Source organism: Rhodococcus jostii RHA1 (genome assembly GCF_000014565.1).
Taxonomy (GTDB): Bacteria; Actinomycetota; Actinomycetes; order Mycobacteriales; family Mycobacteriaceae; genus Rhodococcus_F; species Rhodococcus_F jostii_A.
This window is the reverse complement of record NC_008268.1, coordinates 3,406,229-3,423,683: the sequence shown is the minus strand read 5'-3', so window position 1 is coordinate 3,423,683 and position 17,455 is coordinate 3,406,229. Positions and strand designations below refer to the sequence as shown.

The 17,455-nt window shown below is 66.8% G+C and carries 15 protein-coding genes and 1 pseudogene; 8 read left to right on the top strand and 8 right to left on the bottom strand.

The genetic code is table 11. From position 1 onward, the window contains the following. Positions 1–171: 171 nt before the first annotated feature. Genes RHA1_RS50515 through RHA1_RS15700 form a run of 3 tightly spaced genes read right to left on the bottom strand, consistent with a single transcriptional unit; the run spans position 172 to position 3,446 of the window. On the bottom strand, positions 172–318 hold the full coding sequence (locus RHA1_RS50515) for a hypothetical protein (protein WP_167540913.1): 147 nt from the start codon (positions 316–318) through the stop codon (positions 172–174). Positions 319–378: 60 nt separating this feature from the next. After that, positions 379–1,749: an FAD-binding oxidoreductase gene (locus tag RHA1_RS15705; RefSeq protein WP_011595894.1), complete on the bottom strand. Its 1,371-nt coding sequence runs from the start codon at positions 1,747–1,749 to the stop codon at positions 379–381. Beyond that, positions 1,746–3,446 (bottom strand): L-lactate permease, encoded by a 1,701-nt coding sequence (locus tag RHA1_RS15700; protein ID WP_011595893.1) that lies wholly within the window; start codon positions 3,444–3,446, stop codon positions 1,746–1,748. The genes RHA1_RS15705 and RHA1_RS15700 overlap by 4 nt, the downstream gene beginning before the upstream one ends. Positions 3,447–3,577: 131 nt before the next feature. Here RHA1_RS15700 and RHA1_RS15695 point away from each other — a divergent pair, with 131 nt between their 5' ends. The 3 genes and pseudogenes from RHA1_RS15695 (at position 3,578) to RHA1_RS15685 (ending at position 5,602) form a co-directional block, all read left to right on the top strand. Then, a complete protein-coding gene (locus RHA1_RS15695) occupies positions 3,578–4,258 on the top strand; it encodes a GntR family transcriptional regulator (RefSeq protein WP_029538972.1) in 681 nt (226 codons plus the stop codon). A gap of 58 nt (positions 4,259–4,316) precedes the next feature. Further along, positions 4,317–4,781: pseudogene (locus RHA1_RS15690) on the top strand (transposase); the annotation flags it as partial. A gap of 176 nt (positions 4,782–4,957) precedes the next feature. After that, complete coding sequence (locus RHA1_RS15685) at positions 4,958–5,602, top strand: GntR family transcriptional regulator (RefSeq protein ID WP_011595890.1); 645 nt, start codon at positions 4,958–4,960, stop codon at positions 5,600–5,602. A gap of 376 nt (positions 5,603–5,978) precedes the next feature. Here RHA1_RS15685 and RHA1_RS15680 read toward each other — a convergent pair whose 3' ends face one another. Beyond that, a complete protein-coding gene (locus tag RHA1_RS15680) occupies positions 5,979–7,190 on the bottom strand; it encodes an MFS transporter (protein WP_011595889.1) in 1,212 nt (403 codons plus the stop codon). Positions 7,191–7,294: 104 nt separating this feature from the next. On the opposite strand from RHA1_RS15680, the gene RHA1_RS50510 reads away from it, so the two are divergent. Beyond that, positions 7,295–7,468 carry a hypothetical protein gene (locus tag RHA1_RS50510; RefSeq protein ID WP_167540943.1) on the top strand — a complete coding sequence of 58 codons (174 nt, stop codon included), beginning with the start codon at positions 7,295–7,297 and terminating at the stop codon, positions 7,466–7,468. A gap of 93 nt (positions 7,469–7,561) precedes the next feature. Here RHA1_RS50510 and RHA1_RS46085 read toward each other — a convergent pair whose 3' ends face one another. The 4 genes from RHA1_RS46085 to RHA1_RS15665 all read right to left on the bottom strand — a co-directional run bounded on the left by RHA1_RS46085 (position 7,562) and on the right by RHA1_RS15665 (position 11,044). Further along, positions 7,562–7,870: a WhiB family transcriptional regulator gene (locus tag RHA1_RS46085; protein ID WP_272942758.1), complete on the bottom strand. Its 309-nt coding sequence runs from the start codon at positions 7,868–7,870 to the stop codon at positions 7,562–7,564. Between the two features lie 261 nt (positions 7,871–8,131). Continuing rightward, complete coding sequence (locus RHA1_RS15675; protein WP_011595887.1) at positions 8,132–9,271, bottom strand: glycerate kinase; 1,140 nt, start codon at positions 9,269–9,271, stop codon at positions 8,132–8,134. A gap of 1 nt (position 9,272) precedes the next feature. After that, positions 9,273–9,671: an L-lactate permease gene (locus RHA1_RS15670; protein ID WP_011595886.1), complete on the bottom strand. Its 399-nt coding sequence runs from the start codon at positions 9,669–9,671 to the stop codon at positions 9,273–9,275. Next, positions 9,671–11,044, bottom strand: a complete 1,374-nt coding sequence (locus RHA1_RS15665) for an FAD-binding oxidoreductase (protein ID WP_007300029.1) — start codon at positions 11,042–11,044, stop codon at positions 9,671–9,673. Before RHA1_RS15665 ends, RHA1_RS15670 begins: the two co-directional genes overlap by 1 nt. A 772-nt stretch (positions 11,045–11,816) precedes the next feature. Here RHA1_RS15665 and RHA1_RS15655 point away from each other — a divergent pair. From RHA1_RS15655 to pyk, 4 genes are all read left to right on the top strand, one after another. Beyond that, entirely contained in the window at positions 11,817–12,641 is an 825-nt protein-coding gene (locus RHA1_RS15655; protein WP_011595884.1) for a hydroxypyruvate isomerase family protein, read from the top strand. A gap of 35 nt (positions 12,642–12,676) precedes the next feature. Next, on the top strand, positions 12,677–13,561 hold the full coding sequence (locus RHA1_RS15650; protein WP_011595883.1) for a 2-hydroxy-3-oxopropionate reductase: 885 nt from the start codon (positions 12,677–12,679) through the stop codon (positions 13,559–13,561). Positions 13,562–13,597: 36 nt separating this feature from the next. Next, on the top strand, positions 13,598–15,403 hold the full coding sequence (gene gcl, locus RHA1_RS15645) for a glyoxylate carboligase (protein WP_011595882.1): 1,806 nt from the start codon (positions 13,598–13,600) through the stop codon (positions 15,401–15,403). A 498-nt stretch (positions 15,404–15,901) separates the two neighbouring features. Then, a complete protein-coding gene (pyk, locus tag RHA1_RS15635; protein ID WP_011595880.1) occupies positions 15,902–17,413 on the top strand; it encodes a pyruvate kinase in 1,512 nt (503 codons plus the stop codon). The last annotated feature ends 42 nt before the right edge of the window (positions 17,414–17,455 follow it).

Below are 17,455 nucleotides of genomic sequence, written 5' to 3'. Positions count from 1 at the left end.
GTCCGATGTCATGGACCCCGTACCCCCTTGGTTCTGCAGACCTTCGACGATAACCAATTCCACCGACGCGCCTGACGCACCTCGCGCCTCACCGCATCCAAGACCCCCAAGAATGTCCGTTTTGTCCGTTGTTCACTGCGGTGAACAACGGACAAAACGAACATCGGTAGTTCAGTGCTGCGTGAAGAGCGTGTCGATGAGCGCCGCCGCCGATGCGGTCTTCGCTGCCGTCTTCGTGGTCGCATCGGCGGTTGCGGTGTGGCCGGCGAGGCGCACGGTTGCGGTGAATCGGGGTGCGTGCGCGGTTCGGTCTCTCACCGCAGTGCCACCCGCAGCCCCGCGCACGGCGGAAAAATACGGAGCCGTCCCCGCCCCGTATTACATGCCCCTGCCTGGATTCAGGATGTTCCTCGGGTCGAACGCTGCCTTGACCCGGGCCATCAGCTCACGTTCGGTGGCACCGACCATGGCCTCCATGTACGGCTCCTTGAGGACTCCGATTCCGTGTTCACCGCTGATCGATCCGCCCAGAGCCAGGCACTCGGCCACCATCTCGTCGAACGACTGCATCGCCCGCGTGGACTGCTCGCTGTCGGACGCGTCGAACACGATGGTCGGGTGCAGATTGCCGTCCGCGGCATGGCCGAACGTGCCGATCGTCAGCTCGTAGCGTGCCGCGATGCCCTCGATGGCGTGCAGCATCTCGGGTAGCCGATGAACCGGGACGGACAGGTCGTCGAGCAGCGTTGAGCCCTGTCGTTCCAACGCGGTCAGCGCAACACGGCGCGCCTGCATGAACGCTTCGCCCTCTACCGGATCGTCGGTGTCGTACACCTCGGTGGCGCCGGCCTCGGTGCAGGCCTGCGCGCAGATCCGGGCTTCGGCGGTGGAATCCCTTCCGTCGCATTGGATCAGCAGGAGTGCACCGGCGGACTCGTCGAGGCCCATGTGGGTCATGTCGTTGACGGCGGCGATGGTGGTGCGGTCCATCAGTTCCGCCAGGCACGGTTCGGCGGTCTGCCGGATCGCGAGCACCGCGTCGATGGCCTGCGCGGTCTCGGGGAAGCTGGCGACCACCGTGGCGGCGGCGGAGGGCGCCGGCCGCAACCGCATGGTCGCTTCCACGATCACCGCGAGGGTTCCCTCGGACCCGACGAGCAGTTGCGTAAGGTTCAGCCCGGCCACGTTCTTACGTGTCGCCGCGCCGGTGTGGATGATCCGCCCGTCCGCGAGCACGGCCTTGATGCGGGCCACGTGGTCGGCGGTGACGCCGTACTTGGCGCAGCAGGTGCCTCCCGCGTTGGTTGCGAGGTTGCCGCCGATGCTCGAGATCGCCCGGCTGCCCGGGTCCGGCACATACCAGAGACCCAACTCGGCGGCCGCCGCCGCCAGGTCGCCGTTGATCACACCGGGTTGCACGGTGGCGGTCCGTGCGGCCGGGTCGATGTCGAGGATGGCGTTCATCTTCTCCACGCTGAGCACGATGCACCCGTCGAGTGCATTCGCGGCTCCGGCGAGGCCGGTGCCCGCGCCGCGGGTGACGACCGGGACACCGTGCCGGTGAGCAATTTTCAGGGTTTCCACCACATCGTCGGTGTCGCGTGCACGGACCAACGCGAGCGGCATTCCCGCCGCGGTGAGCAGCGATTGGTCGCGGCGGTAGGCGAGCATCAGGTCGGGCTCGGTGACGACGACGTCGCCGAGGGCTGCTGTCAGTTCGGAAACAGGGGTCAAGACGTCGAGACTCATGGAACCATCCATCCGAGTACCGGGGTCGACTGCAGGTAAACGATGATCGTGAGGAACGCGAGCAACCCGAGGCTCCACCCGATGAGTTTGCGCAGCATGGCCCCCTCGCTGCCGGGCAGTCCCACCGCCGCGACGGCCACCGACAGGTTCTGCGGTGACAGCATCTTGCCGAGCACGCCGGCCGAGGAGTTGGCGGACGCCATCAGCACCGGGTCGAGTCCGGCCTGCTGTGCCGCGGTCATCTGCATGACGCCGAACAACGAGTTCGACGACGTGTCGGATCCGGTGATGGCGACGCCGATCCATCCGATCACGGGAGAGAGGATCGCGAACAACCCTCCGGTGGAGGCCAGCGCCATTCCGAGACTGCCCGTCTGACCGGACAGGTTCATCACGAACGCCAGCGCCAGGACCGCGGTCACGGTGACGATGGTCCACCGTAGCTGCACGAGAGTGTCCCGGTACGCGCGGAGCGCCTCCCGGATCCCGATGCCGTAGATCGCGGTGGTCACGACCGCCGACAACAGCAGCAGGGTGCCCGTCGCGCGCAGATGGTCGAGCTTGAATGTCTGTGCACCGACGGCGTTTCCGTCCGGATCGACGATGTCGAGTCCTGGCCACGCGAAGGCGACCGTGCCGATATCGGCGAGCCAGACCTTCACGACCGGCACCTGAGCGAGGGAGAAGATCGCGATGATCGTCACGTACGGGGCGAGCGCGTAGACGGCGCGGCGCCCGGGCCCGTAGTGGTCGAATCGGCCGGGTGACGTGGGTGTCGTCGCGCCGGCCCCTGATGCGGACGTGATGCCGACACCGATACCGGCACCCACGGGAGCCTGGCCGCCGGCATGTGCTGGCACGTCGGGGGTGGCCGCCAAGGTCTCGGCGGGACTCCAGAATTTCAGCATGCCGAGCACGGCGATCACCGTCACTACCGCGGCGACCACGTCCGTCAGCTCGACCGTGAAGTAGTTGGCCGTGAGGAATTGCGCGAACCCGAAGACGAGTCCGGCGACCAGCGCGACCGGCCAGGTCTGGCGCACGCCGCGGCGGCCGTCGACCAGGAACACCATCACCAGCGGGATGATGGCGGCGATGAACGGGGTCTGACGGCCCGCCATGGCGGAGAGGTCGTCGAGCGGCAGTCCGGTCACCCCGGCGAGCGCCAGGATCGGCGCACCGAGCGCGCCGAACGCCACCGGCGCGGTGTTCGCGAGGAGTGAGGTGCACGCGGCCTTGAGCGGCTTCATGCCCGCGGCCAGCAACATCGCCGCCGAGATCGCGACCGGAGCGCCGAAGCCGGCGAGTGACTCGAGGAGAGCGCCGAAGCAAAACGCGATCAGGATGGCAAGGATGCGCTGGTCATCGGAGATCGACCGAATCACCCGGCCCAGCTCCTGGAACCAGCCGCTGACGACGGTCAACTTGTAGAGGAACAGGGCGTTGACGAGGATCCAGAGAATCGGAAACAGCCCGTAGAATGCGCCCTCCGCGGTGGCGCTCGCCGCCTGTGCGATGGGCATCCGCCAGCCGACGATCGCCGCGCAGACCGCGAGGGCGAGTGCGATCAGGGCCGCCCGGTGCGCTTTCCACCGGAACACTCCCAGCATCACGAACATCGCCAGGAGCGGCACCGCCGCGATGACTGCCGACCACCCCAGCGACCCTCCGATCGGGTCCAGTGTCTGTTGATACATCGAGGTCTCCTCTGTGATTGCCGCCACCACGGCGCTGGTTGATTGTCAGACAAGTACTCAGGTCTGTCAAGAATGCATGTGCGTCGTTGTGGGAAGATCGGGTAGTTCATCCACGAGTGGAGGAGATCGACATGGCGGGACGGGTCGCGGCGCTCTCGATAGTCGACGCGCTGGCTTTCGAGCTGCGTCAACGACTGTTTTCCGGCGAACTCACCCACGACGACGCGCTGACCGAGGCCGAAGTGGCCCGCAACTACGAAGTGGCCCGGCCGACCGCGAAAGCGGCCATCGAAAAGTTGGTGGGCGAGGGATTGCTGCAGCGCAGCACCCACAAGACCGCGCGGGTGCCGCATCTCGGGCCTGATGACGTCCGCGACATCTACCGGACCCGCGAACATCTCGAGGCCGCCGTGCTGCGCGAACTGTCGAAGTCTCGCACCGTTCCCGACGATGCCGTGGACGCCAATGCGGAGATCTCGGCGATGACCGACGCCACCCCGCTCTCGATCGTCGAACCCGACATGCGGTTCCACTCGGCATTGGTCACAGCGATGGGCAGCCCACGGACCAGCCGTGCCTTCCGGGCGCTGGTGTCCGAAGTGCGGCTGTGCATGGTCCAGGTCCAGGGCAAGCATCTGCTCACCAACCAGAGCATCGCCGCCGAACACCAGCAGATACTCGATGCCATCGCAGCCGGCGACGGGGACGCGGCCGCGGAGATACTCACCAGCCATCTCAGCCGGGCGCGGGAACGCCTGGCCGCGGCCCTCGGCGGCATTCCAGGCCCCGAGGCCGAGCTGACCGAACCGTAAGCGCACCCCCGGTGGCCGGGGTCCGGGCGCGACGACTCGGCACGTCCCAGTCGTGGCTGTAGCTCTCGCGCGAAACCTGTGGGCGTACGTCCCCAAGTCGCACTCCGACATGGTCGCCGCGGTGTTTCGCACGATCTTCGCCCAGCCCGATCCCGCCACCGCGGCCTTCACGTGGGACGAGGTCCGCGATCAGTTGGCCGGCCGGTTCCCCGAGGTCGGTCCCTTGATGGACCAGGCGAAGTCAGAGGTACTGGCGTTCAGCACATTTCCGCGGGCACATTGGTCGAAGATCTGGTCGACCAATCCGTTGGAGCGGGTAAACAAGGAGATCAAGCGCAGAGCCCGTGTCGTGGGCATCTTCCCGAACGAGGCGGCCGTGATCCGACTCGTCGGTGCGGTCCCGGCCGACATGCACGATGAGTGGCAGTCCGGCGAGCGCCGCTACCTCTCCGAGGGGTCGATGGCGTTGCTGGATCCCAGCGGCGATACGGGGACCATCGCCGCGATCAACCGTGGCGAGTAGGCACCGAGGATTCGACCTCAAAGCCCACCACCCCACGGGGCTCTATCACCGAATCCGGAAGGCCGCGACCACCGGCTTCACCCTCCGGAAAAAGGGAAGCACCAACACGGGCGCCCTCGAGTAGTGGGGCGCGTCTTCTCTTGCCACTAAGCCGAACTCCTGTTTAGATACAAGTTGTGTCTAAGACTCCGTCGTCGTCCGACCTGGTCTACGCGACAGTCAAGGAACTCATCCTGTCGGCTGAACTCCCCGGCGGTGAGCTGATCAGCGAAGGCGACATCGCCACGCGAGTGGGCACGAGCCGGACACCGGTTCGTGAAGCATTTCTTCGGCTCGAAGCCGAGGGATGGATGAAGTTGTATCCGAAGCGCGGGGCATTGATCGTTCCGATCGCGGACGGCGAGGCCGAGCACATCGTTGCGGCCCGGCTGCTGGTGGAGACCGGCAGCCTGTGCTCGTTCAGATCCGATACGGGGCGTCGCGAGGCTGCCGCGGCGGAGATGCGCGCCAGCGTGAACCGTCAGCGCGACCTTGCCGCGTCCGCCGGCAGTGCAGCATTCACCGCGGAGGACGCCGATTTCCATTCGGTGGTGGTGCGATACGGCGCCAACCCCTTGCTCGCGGCGTTCTACGTGGGTCTTCGAGATCGGCAGCGACGTATGACGGCATGTTCGGTCGGCCGGGATCCGATGCAGATCGACCGAATCATCGCCGATCATGCCCAACTTGCGAGTTTCGTCGAGCACGGGAATGTCGAGGAGTTCGACACCCTGCTTCGCAGCCATATGCGTGAGGTTCATCATCTGACTGCGAGGCGATAGTGCGCCGGCAACTACCCGAGTCCGCTACCTGAGATCGAGTGTGCGTCCCAGCCAGGTGTCGCTCGGAGAACATCGACGTCGACCGCATTTCGGCGAGCTACGACAACGGTGTCCTCAGCATGATTCTGCCGGTCGCCGAAAGAAGCGAAACCGCGGCGCATCGAAGTAGCCCGTAACGCCTCAGTTGTGGGGTGCGGTGACCGCCCCCGACGATCAGCCTGGCCCCGGTCACCACACCCGTCACCCGGCCTCCCGTCATCACGACGACCGAGAAGACCGTGCCCCGGATCACGGCCCCGCCGACGGCGGCACCCGCGGAGCCGGTCCGGTGATCACCATCCCGCCCGTCACCACCAGACCGCGGGGCTGACGCCGCTCAGGTCCGCCTGCGCGCCACCAACTGGGCCACGGCCACCCCGGCCCCCAGCGCGGCGACCAGGCCACTGAAGACGATCCCGGCCGTGCGGAGGTCGGTGACGCGTGCGAGCACACCCACACCGACCGCGGGGACGGCCAGCATCACGTAGATCCCCGCGAAGAACGCCGAGGACACTCCGCCGCGGAACTGCTGTTCGACCCGTTCGACGGTGGTGGCGAGCGACGCATTGAGGCACAGGCCCCCGGCGACGCCGAGCACCACCGCGGACGCGAGCAGCGGCTCGAGGACGGTGTACGCCAGCGCGAGTGCCAGCAGCGCGGCGGCGGGGACCAACGCGAGGCACCCGACGAGCATCGCGGTGGCCGTCGACAGCCGACGGGCCAGGAGCTGCCCGACCGCCATGAACAGGAAGGTCAGGAACACGACGAGCCCGGCCATCGAGTGGCTGGTCGTCCCTAGGTACCTCGTCAGGAACAGCGCCGACACGGCGGTGAGCACGCCGGTCACCGCGAATGCTGTTCCGGCGGCGAGCACCGCGGTGACGAAGGCGCCGCGGATCGAGGCGGGAACCTGCAGTCGCCGGGGCCGGATCCGCCACGTCGGACTGGTGGCCGGCGCGGGCGCGAAGATCCACAGCGCGACTCCCGCGAGGACGGCGAGCACGAGGTTCACCACGTAGGGGATGGTCAGTGGACTCGAGGTGACGTCGGCGATCACCCCCGCGCTGAGCGTGCCCAATCCGAGACCGCCGGTGTTCACCGCGACCGCGAGCATTCCGCCGACCGCCTTGCGGTCGGGTGGGAACAGGTCGATCACCGCGGCGGTGCCCGTGCCGGTCATGAGACCCGCGGACAGTCCGGAGATCACCCGGGCCACCACGAACACCGGAAGCGTCGACGGCAGCAGGAACAGCACGGCACTGACCGCGGCGAGGGCGACCGCGACGAACAGCACCGGGCGCCGACCGACGTCGTCGGACAGCCGGCCGAACAGGGCGAGCGCGACCACGACCCCCACCGCGTACACGGCGAACAGGATCGTGACGGTGAGCGCGCTGAACGCCAGCTCCTGCGCATAGATGGAGTAGAGCGGGGTGGGCAGTGTCGTGCCCATCATCGTGACGAGAAACGCGAACGACGTGGCCCCGACCGCGAGGACGGACGACCGCCGGGTGCGCGTTCCGGACAGTGTGGGCGAGAACGACGGCATGGGTCCGAGCCTTCCGAGATCGGGAGCGGTGACAAGTCATGTACAGGAGTCGGTAAGGTGGCTTCCCGCCGGATTGGGGGGTCCACTCCGGGACCGCAACAATCATGACGCCGGATTCCAGCCGGTCGCCGATCACCGTTGCTGCCGCGGCGGTGCGCGGGTGCGGCTACGAACTGGCGCTGGTCTCCCCCATCGCGTCACCTGATGATCTCGCAGGACCGACGGCGGTCTTCTGTTCGCTGAATACGTCGAGTTCGGTGGGCCGGCGACGCTCGTAGTGCTTACCCAGCAGTACCCCAGCCCTGTGGGTTACCCGTCCCATCCCCTGGTTCGAGACTATTTCTGTTATGCAAGGTGAAGCGCTGGGGCGTTCAGGAACAACGTTGCTCCGGAACCGTTGGAGTGGTCTTGAATCTGTTGAACCACCTCTGCCTCTTTCGCTCTGCGGGCGAGAGTCCGCCCCAGATCCCGTGGGGCTCTTTGGCATCTACGGCGTAGTCACGACAGTGGGTGAGGACGGGACAGTGGTTGCAGATCGCTTTCGCGGCGTGTTCGTCGGTGGAGTCGTCGGCGGGGTCGAAGAAGAGGTTGGCGTCGAAGTAGCGGCATCTGGCGTGTTGTCGCCACTCCCACTCGTTGGGTGAGAGCGCGGGAACTGTGGGGTTTTGTTCGCGAAGCATGACCTTCCTCTTGTGTAGTCCGGCGGTCGACCGCAGGGTCGCGGGCGGAGTCCACGAATACGAGGATCGTTGACTTGGAACCTGTGTGGAGACTTGGGTTCGAGGCAAGTCTCCACACAGGGGTGCAGGGACACTGGATTCTGCGATGGGCGGTTGCCGGAACTCGCCGAATCAGGTGCCGGGGCTGAGGTTCAGATCTGGTGTGGTGAATGTGCGGGGTTACTCAGAAGATCGGTTCGTGAGGAGCCCCGCACGTTCTTCTCAGGTTCGATCGACCGCGAGCAGATGTTCGGCGGCCAGTTCTTCGGCGGCCGAAGCGATCAGATCGGCAGCCCCCGCCATCGAACGTGCGACGTCGGGTTCACGCTCCCGTAGGGAATAGATGGCGGCGAACTGAGAAGCCGCCTCCTCTTCCGGGGAAAGCCGCGACACCCCGACAATGGCGTATGTCGGAACGTCGCGAGCGGTGGCATGCAGGCGCACCCCGATCGGGGCTTTGCCGTGCAAGGACTGGTGATCGAGAGAGCCCTCACCGGTGATGACCGCGCACGCGCCGTCGAGGTGCTGATCGATGCCCACCAGCTCCAAGATGAGGTCGATTCCGGGGCGGAACTCCGCTTGCAGAACGGTCAACGCAGCGAATCCCACTCCCCCGGCCGCCCCTGCCCCGGGGCTGTCTCGGGCGTCGCGACCGGTGGCCGCTGCGACGCGGTCGGCCCAATGTGCCAGTGCCGCATCGAGTTCGGCGACTTGTGTGGGAGTGGCGCCTTTCTGGGGTCCGTAGACCGCGGCGGCACCAGTGGGCCCGTACAGTGGGTTGTCCACATCGCTGGCGAGGGTGATCTTCGCGTCTCCGAGTCCCGGGTGCAACCAGGAAACATCGAGCATCGTGGCCTGAGACAGGGCGCCGCCTCCGTCTCGGATCGGGCTCCCGTGAGCGTTGACGACCTCGGCGCCGAGCGCACGCAGGAACCCGGCCCCGCCGTCGGTGCAGGCGCTGCCACCGATACCGAGCACGATCTCTCGGCATCCGTCGTCGAGGGCGCGGGCGAGGACTGTGCCGAGACCACGGCTCGACGCGGTCATCGGACGCAGTACCCCGGCGGGCAGTCGGTGCAAGCCAGAGATGTCCGCCATTTCGATCACCGCGAGCTGCCCTTTCCGTGCGTAGGCAGTCAGCGTCCGCTCGCCGGTCGGCCCGGGCGCAGCGACGGGGATCCTCTCGAAGCCGGCCGCCAGAGCGGCGGCGAGTGTCCCCTCGCCGCCGTCCGCGATCGGGCACTCGATCGTCCGGATCGTCGGGTCGCGCCGCTGGAGTCCTCGGCTGATTTCCGCGGCGGCATCGGCCGCAGAGATCGACCCCTTGAACTTGTCGGGAGCGACGACGACATGACGGGGCATCTCAGACCACCATCCAGCTCAGCACCGGAGTCGCCTGTAGGTACACCGGGATGCATATCAGCAGCAGCGGCAGCAGGCTCCACCCGAGCGCACTGTGGAAGGGGCCACCTTCCTTGCCCTGGAGGCCCGCCGCGGCCGCGGCGGTCGCCAGGGATTGCGAGGAGAGCATCTCGCCGATCACACCACCCGAGGAGTTCGCCGTGGCAAGTAGATTCGCGTCCGGCCCAGCGGCGTGCGCAGTCTTGGCCCGCAGTGAACCGAACAGTGAATGCACGGATATGTCCGATCCGGTGCCCCTCACCCCCGGCCGCCCAATGGCCGGAACCCGGACAGGCGGACCGCAGCGGCCATAGCTGCAGGTGAGCGCGCCCCTCACCAGGGCATAGTCGGGCCGAAACATCAGATCACAGCTCCCGGGTTCAGGATGTGCTGCGGGTCCAGCGCGGACTTGATGCGACGGGTCAACTCCATGACGTCCTCGCCGACCTGGTTGGGCAGCCACGCCTTCTTCAGCCGGCCGACGCCGTGCTCGCCGGTGATGGTGCCGCCGAGGGAGATCGCCAGGTCCATGATCTCGCCGAAGGCGATGTTCGCGCGTGCGGTCTCGTCCTCGTTGGCAGGGTCGTGCACGATCAGCGGGTGGGTGTTGCCGTCGCCGGCATGGGCGATGACCGCCACGAGGACCTCGCGCCGGGCTGAGATGTCTTCGATGCCCTGAATCAGCGCGGGCAGTGCGGGCAGCGGGACCCCGACGTCTTCGAGGAGCAGGTTGCCCAGACGTTCGACGGCAGGGATGGCGAACCGTCGTGCCGCGGTAAAGGCTTCGCCCTCTTTCGGGTCGTCGGTGGTAAACACGTCGGAGGCGTTATTGTCGCTGAACACCTTGGCCATGAACTCGGTTTCCCGGGCGCGGTCCTCGCCGGGCGAGTCGGACTGGGCGATCAGCATGCCGTGCGCGGTCAGGTCGAGGCCCATGTTCATGCCAGCCTCGACGGCGCCGATGGAGGCGCGGTCCATGAATTCGAGCATGGCCGGGCGCATCACCCGGGTGATGTCCAAGATCGCGTTCGTCGCGTCCTGCACGGTGGCGAATGATCCGACCACGGTGCTGGCCGGCGCCTGGGCGGGAATGAGGCGGACGGTGATCTCGGTGATGATACCGAGGGTGCCTTCGCTGCCCACGAACAGCTTGGTCAGCGACAGACCTGCCGAATCCTTCAGGCGTGGGCCGCCGAGTCGGACGACGGTGCCGTCGGCCAGGACGACCTGGAGGCCGAGGATGTAGTCGGTGGTCACGCCGTACTTCACGCAACACAATCCGCCGGCGTTGGTGGCCGCGTTACCACCGATCGAGCACATCTCGAACGACGAGGGGTCCGGCGGGTACCACAGTCCGTGCTCGGCTACTGCCCGCTTGACCTCGACGTTGATCAGACCGGGCTGCACAACGGCGGTCCGCGTCACCGGGTTGACCTCGATGTTGCGCATCAGTTCCGTCGTCAGGACGATTCCGCCGTCTACGGCGGTCGCCCCTCCGGACAGACCCGATCCTGCGCCGCGCGGAACGACGGGGATGTTGTGCACCGTCGCCCACCGCATCACCGCTTGGACGTCCTCGGTGGACGTGGCACGCACGACCGCCAGCGGCCGGCCGGCGTCAGGGTCGCGTGCCCAGTCCCGCCGGTAGCTCTCGGTCACATCGGGGTCGGTGATGATGGACGCGTTGGGAATCCGAGCGTGCAGGTCACCCAGTCGCTCATCTATCACAGTCATCGGATCTCCTTGATCAATGTGGTGCCAGTCGGCCCGGAGGGCGCATGTCGTCTTGGACCGGTTACTTTCGGGGCGGGGCATTTCCGGAATGGAGCGCCGTCTCAGGGGGCTGGCGGTGACAGACCGCCGGCAGGTAGTCGGCAGGTGTGCCGTGCGTTCGGTGCTGCAGCGAGACCGGCTCGGTCTGCACGAGCTCGGGAGCACCGACGCGCTTGCGTGCCATCAATCGAACCTCGATCTCATCGAGAGCCATCTCTGAGAATGCCGGCAAAGATTCCTGCCGCCATCCGCCCAGTTTCCGTTCTTCGAGAATATACTTTCGCATTACGAGAGTGGCAGGGATCACCCCCATTGTCAATACCTCGCGCTCCGCCCCACCGGGCGACTTCGAAGGTCGATCACCCCGACCACGATTCGCCTGCAACGCAGCCGTTCCGGGATTCGGCCGAGGCGCCTCGACAGTGCACTCTCGACGCACCCCGCCGCCGTCGGCGTGCATCGCGGACAGCCCGTCCTGCGGCATGCGCCAATCGGGCTGCGGCACTCCGCGGCCGACGTGAGGGCTTGACAGATGCCCGGTAGCCAAGTTGACTCAAATCGCACAACGGAAAATTTCTTCCACATTACGGAATATACGAAGAGGAATCTTCAGTTTTCCGGCTTCGGTTTGCCAGAGAAGCGCTCAGCTGTCTGGGCAGTGGCGGACCAGCGCGCCGAACTTCCATCACCACGACAACCTCACCCCGCATCCCCCTGAAAGGAACGTTCCCGGATGGTTAGCCCTGCTTACACTGTCAATTGCTCGATTCTGCTGACCGATATCCCCTTGCTCGAGCGACCGCAGGCTGCCCGGGATGCCGGATTCGACGCCGTCGAGTTCTGGTGGCCCTTCGCCACGCCCGTCCCCGCCGACGATGAGGTCGACTCCTTCGTTCGTGCGATCCGCGGCGCCGGCGTGCAGCTGACCGGTCTGAACTTCGCCGCAGGCGACATGCCCGCCGGCGACCGGGGAATCCTGTCCGACCCGGGACAGGTCTCCGCCTTCCGCGATAATGTCGACGTCGCGATCGGTATCGCAGAATCGTTGGGCACCAGAGCATTCAATGCTCTCTACGGCAACCGGCTCGACACGGTCGAGGTGGACCGGCAAGACGCGATCGCCGCCGAGAACCTGGCGTACGCCGGGCAGGCGGCAGAGAAGATCGGTGCGGTCGTACTGATCGAGCCGGTCAGCGGGGCGCCGGCCTACCCGCTCAAAACGGCCGCCGACGCGGTCGCGGTCATCGACCGCGTACGCAGCGAGCACGGCGTCGAAACGCTGCGGCTCCTCGCGGACCTCTACCACCTCGAGGTCAACGGCGACGACGTCGGCGCCGCGATCGACACCTACGCGGACCGCATCGGGCACGTACAGATCGCGGACGCACCCGGCCGCGGCGAACCCGGCACCGGAACCCTCGACATCGACGGCTACCTGAAGAGGCTCGCCGGACACGGCTACGCCGGCTATGTCGGGCTCGAGTACAAAGCCACCCGGCCGGACACCTTCGACTGGCTGACCCGTGAGCTGCGCGGCGCGCGCCGCGTCGAGGCCTGACACCTTCCCCCAACGAACGACTTCGAGGAGACCTCATGAGCACCATTGCATTCATCGGACTCGGCATCATGGGCAGCCCCATGGCCTGCAACCTGGCGAAGGCCGGCCACCAGGTGGTCGGATACAACCTCATACCGGACCGCACCGCGGCACTCGTCGAGGCCGGCGGCACCGCAGCGGACTCCATCGCCAAGGCCGTTGCCGGCGCCGACGTCGTGGCCGTGATGGTCCCCGACTCCCCCGACGTACAGGCCGTACTCACCGGTGAGGACGGAGTCTTCGAGCACACCCCGTCAGGCGCGCTGATCATCGACTTCTCCAGCATCCGGCCCGACGTCACCACCGCACTCGCCGCGCAGGCGACCGAGCGTGGATTCCGGCTGATCGACGCCCCGGTATCGGGTGGCGAGGCCGGGGCGGTCAACGCCGCACTGTCGATCATGGTCGGCGGCGCCCCGGAAGACTTCGAGTCGGCCCGCCCGATCCTCGACGTCGTCGGGAAGACCGTGGTCCACGTGGGCCCGAACGGCTCCGGACAGACGGTGAAGGCAGCGAACCAGCTGATCGTCGCCGGCAACATCCAGCTCCTCGCGGAGGCGATCATCTTCCTCGAGGCCTACGGTGTCGACACCGCGGCCGCCGTGGAGGTACTCGGCGGCGGGCTCGCCGGATCCGCCGTCCTGAACCAGAAGGCGCAGAAGATGCTGGACCGGTCGTTCGAACCCGGATTCCGCATCGACCTGCACCACAAGGACCTCGGCATCGTCACCAGCGCTGCCCGTGAGGCAGGCGTCGTGACACCCCTCGGCGCCGTCCTCGCCCAGCTGATGGCCTCCGCCCGTGCGAACGGTGATGGTGGCCTGGATCATTCGGGCCTGCTGCGCGGAGTGGAGCGGCTGTCCGGCCGCCCCTCCCAGTGACCCGCCTCAACTCGTAATCCTCGATGGAGAACTGATATGCCTCGTATGCGCGCCGCTGATGCAGCGGTCAAGATTCTGGAACTCGAAGGTGCCACCCAGGCCTTCGGCCTCCCCGGTGCGGCGATCAACCCGTTCTACGCAGCAATGCGCGACCACGGTGGGATCAAGCACGTCCTCGCCCGCCACGTCGAGGCCGCATCCCACATGGCCGAGGGATTCACCCGCGCCAAGGCCGGAAACATCGGTATCTGCATCGGGACGTCCGGGCCGGCCGGGACCGACATGATCACCGGCCTGTACTCGGCGATGGCGGACTCGATCCCGATCCTCGCGATCACCGGGCAGGCCCCGGTCGCACGCCTGCACAAGGAAGACTTCCAGGCCGTCGACATCGCCGCGATCGCGGGTCCGGTCACGAAGATGGCCATGACGGTGCTCGAGCCCGCCCAGGTTCCGGGTGCGTTCGCGCAGGCATTTCACCTGATGCGGTCCGGCAGGCCCGGACCGGTTCTCCTCGACCTGCCGATCGACGTGCAACTGGCGGAGATCGAGTTCGACCCGGACACCTACCAGCCGCTGCCCGTGTACAAGCCGGCGGCGACCCGGGCGCAGGCGGAGAAGGCCCTCGACATGCTGGGGTCCGCCGACCGCCCGCTGATCGTCGCCGGCGGCGGCATCATCAACGCCGACGCCGCGGATCTGCTCGTGGAACTGGCGGAACTGCTGGACGTTCCGGTGGTGCCGACGCTGATGGGCTGGGGCACCATCCCGGACGACCACCGCCTCGCGGCGGGCATGGCCGGTCTGCAGACCGCCCACCGGTACGGCAACGCGACCATGCTGGCCTCGGACTTCGTCCTGGGCATCGGCAACCGCTGGGCCAACCGGCACACGGGCGGCCTCGACACCTACCGCAAGGGGCGCAAGTTCGTTCACGTCGACATCGAACCCACCCAGATCGGGCGCGTGTTCGCACCGGACTACGGGATCGTCTCCGACGCCAAGGCGGCGCTCGAACTGTTCGTCGCCGTCGCGAAGGAGCGCAAGGCCGCCGGAACCCTGCCGGACCGCAGCACCTGGGTCGAGGACTGTGCCACCCGGAAGCGGACCATGCAGCGCAAGACCCACTTCGACGACGTCCCGGTCAAGCCGCAGCGGGTGTACGAGGAGATGAACCGCGTCTTCGGGCGCGACGTCCGGTATGTCAGCGCGATCGGGCTCTCGCAGATCGCGGGTGGGCAGTTCCTGCACGTGTACAAGGAGCGGAACTGGATCAACTGCGGGCAGGCCGGCCCGCTGGGCTGGACTCTGCCGGCCGCCCTCGGTGTCGTGACCGCCGATCCGACCGCCACGGTGGTCGGGCTCTCCGGCGACTACGATTTCCAGTTCCTGATCGAGGAACTGGCGGTCGGCGCGCAATTCAACCTGCCCTACATCCACGTGGTGGTGAACAACTCCTACCTGGGACTGATCCGGCAGGCCCAGCGCCAGTTCGACATGAACTTCTGTGTCTCGCTCGGATTCGACAACATCAACACCCAGGAAGCCACCGAACACGACGTGCTGCCCGCGGTCCCGAAGGGGTACGGCGTCGACCATCTCCGTGTGGCGGAAGGGCTCGGCTGCAAGGCAATCCGAGTGACCGAACCCGGTGAGATTGCCGGGGCCCTCGAACGGGCCAAGACGTTGGCGGGCGAGCACAAAGTCCCCGTGATCGTCGAGGTGTTCCTCGAACGCATCACCAACATCGCCATGGGAACCGAGTTGGACAATGTGAACGAATTCGAGGCACTCGCCGAGAGCCCCGACGATGCACCGTCGTCCTACGCCCTGCTTGATTAGCAACTCGATCAGCAGATAAGCATGGATGTCGGTGCCACGCGTCCGGGAGCCGGCTCTCACCGTTTCGGCTCCCGGGCTCGATCGATCGCGCAGGTATGGGGGAACCGCCGGACGGCGGAATCGATACCCGCCACACCCCTTCTTCAGGCTGGTCACCTCGGACGCTACCGACCGCGGTTCGGCGGCTCCCACGCGGTACATACGTCCCCATCCGAGGAGGAGAAATGATCGATACCACCACTGCAATAGTGCACTTCGCACAGAAGTGGCGGCACTGGGGCGGCGGAGATCCGACGCCGACATCTTTGTCGAATTCGGTCTCACCCCCGTCCAATACTTCCGCCGATTGGAGCAGATCCTGATGAAGAAGCATTTCCTGCACAGTCTTGGTATCACCCCGACGGTCTCGGCTCAGCTCCAGCTGATCTGCCAGGTCCGGCTCGCATGCCACTCGACCAAGAACGCACTTGCACACGATGACACCCGGCTGAGTACGCGATGACCGAGTCGGTCACGCGCACCGCACCGCACCGCAGTGAAGTCGTCAGCGAGTCGGCGAGCACCACACGCCACTTCGACAGCCACACTGCTCCACTACGCCACACGAAGATCGTATGCACACTTGGACCTGCTACCGCCACCGGTGACCGTATTCGCGAACTCGTCGAAAGCGGTATGGACGTGGCGCGGCTGAATTTCAGCCACGGCGAACACGCCGACCACGAGGAGAACTACAAACGCGTCCGGGCGGCCTCGGACGCGACGGGGAAGGCGGTCGGTGTCCTCGCCGACCTGCAGGGCCCGAAGATCCGGCTCGGCCGGTTCGCCGAGGGGCGCACCACGTGGGCCAACGGTGAGGAAGTGCGGATCACCGTCGACGAGGTCGAGGGCACCCACGACCGGGTGTCGACCACCTACAAGCAGCTCGCCGAGGACGCCAAGGCCGGTGACCGCCTGCTGGTCGACGACGGCAAGGTCGGTCTCGTCGTCTCCGGGGTGGACGGCAACGACGTGATCTGCCGGGTCACCGAGGGCGGCCCGGTCAGCAACAACAAGGGTGTGTCCCTGCCGGGGATGAACGTGTCGGTCCCGGCGCTGTCGGAGAAGGACATCGCCGACCTCGAGTTCGCGCTCGGTCTCGGTGTCGACTTCATCGCCCTGTCGTTCGTGCGGTCGCCGGCCGACGTGGAACTGGTTCACGCCGTGATGGATCGGGTCGGTCGCCGGATCCCGGTGATCGCGAAGCTCGAGAAGCCGGAGGCGATCGACAACCTCGAGGCGATCGTGCTGGCGTTCGACGCGGTGATGGTCGCCCGTGGTGACCTGGGGGTGGAGTTGCCGCTCGAACAGGTGCCGCTGGTGCAGAAGCGGGCGATCCAGATCGCCCGGGAGAACGCGAAGCCGGTCATCGTCGCGACGCAGATGCTGGAGTCGATGATCGAGAACTCGCGGCCCACCCGCGCCGAGGCGTCCGACGTCGCGAACGCGGTCCTCGACGGTGCGGACGCGGTGATGCTGTCGGGTGAGACGTCGGTGGGCAAGTACGTGATGGAGACGGTGCGCACGATGGCGCGGATCGTCGAGGCGGTGGAGAACGAGTCCACTCAGGTGCCGCCGCTCACGCACGTGCCGCGGACCAAGCGCGGTGTCATCTCCTATGCGGCCCGCGACATCGGGGAGCGGCTGGATGCGAAGGCGCTGGTCGCGTTCACCCAGTCCGGGGACACGGTGCGCCGGTTGGCGCGGCTGCACACGCCGTTGCCGTTGCTGGCGTTCACCCCGCTGCCGGAGGTGCGCAGCCAGTTGTCGCTGACGTGGGGTACCGAGACGTTCATCGTCGATCCGGTCGAGAGCACCGACGCGATGGTGCGGCAGGTCGACCACGCGCTGCTCGGGTTGGGCCGGTACCAGAAGGGGGAACTGGTGGTCATCGTGGCCGGGTCGCCGCCCGGCACCGTCGGCTCGACCAACCTGATCCACGTCCACAGAATCGGCGAAGAGGACCACTGATGGGCAAGGACTGATCAATCGGCACGCCCCCAATAGCACCGG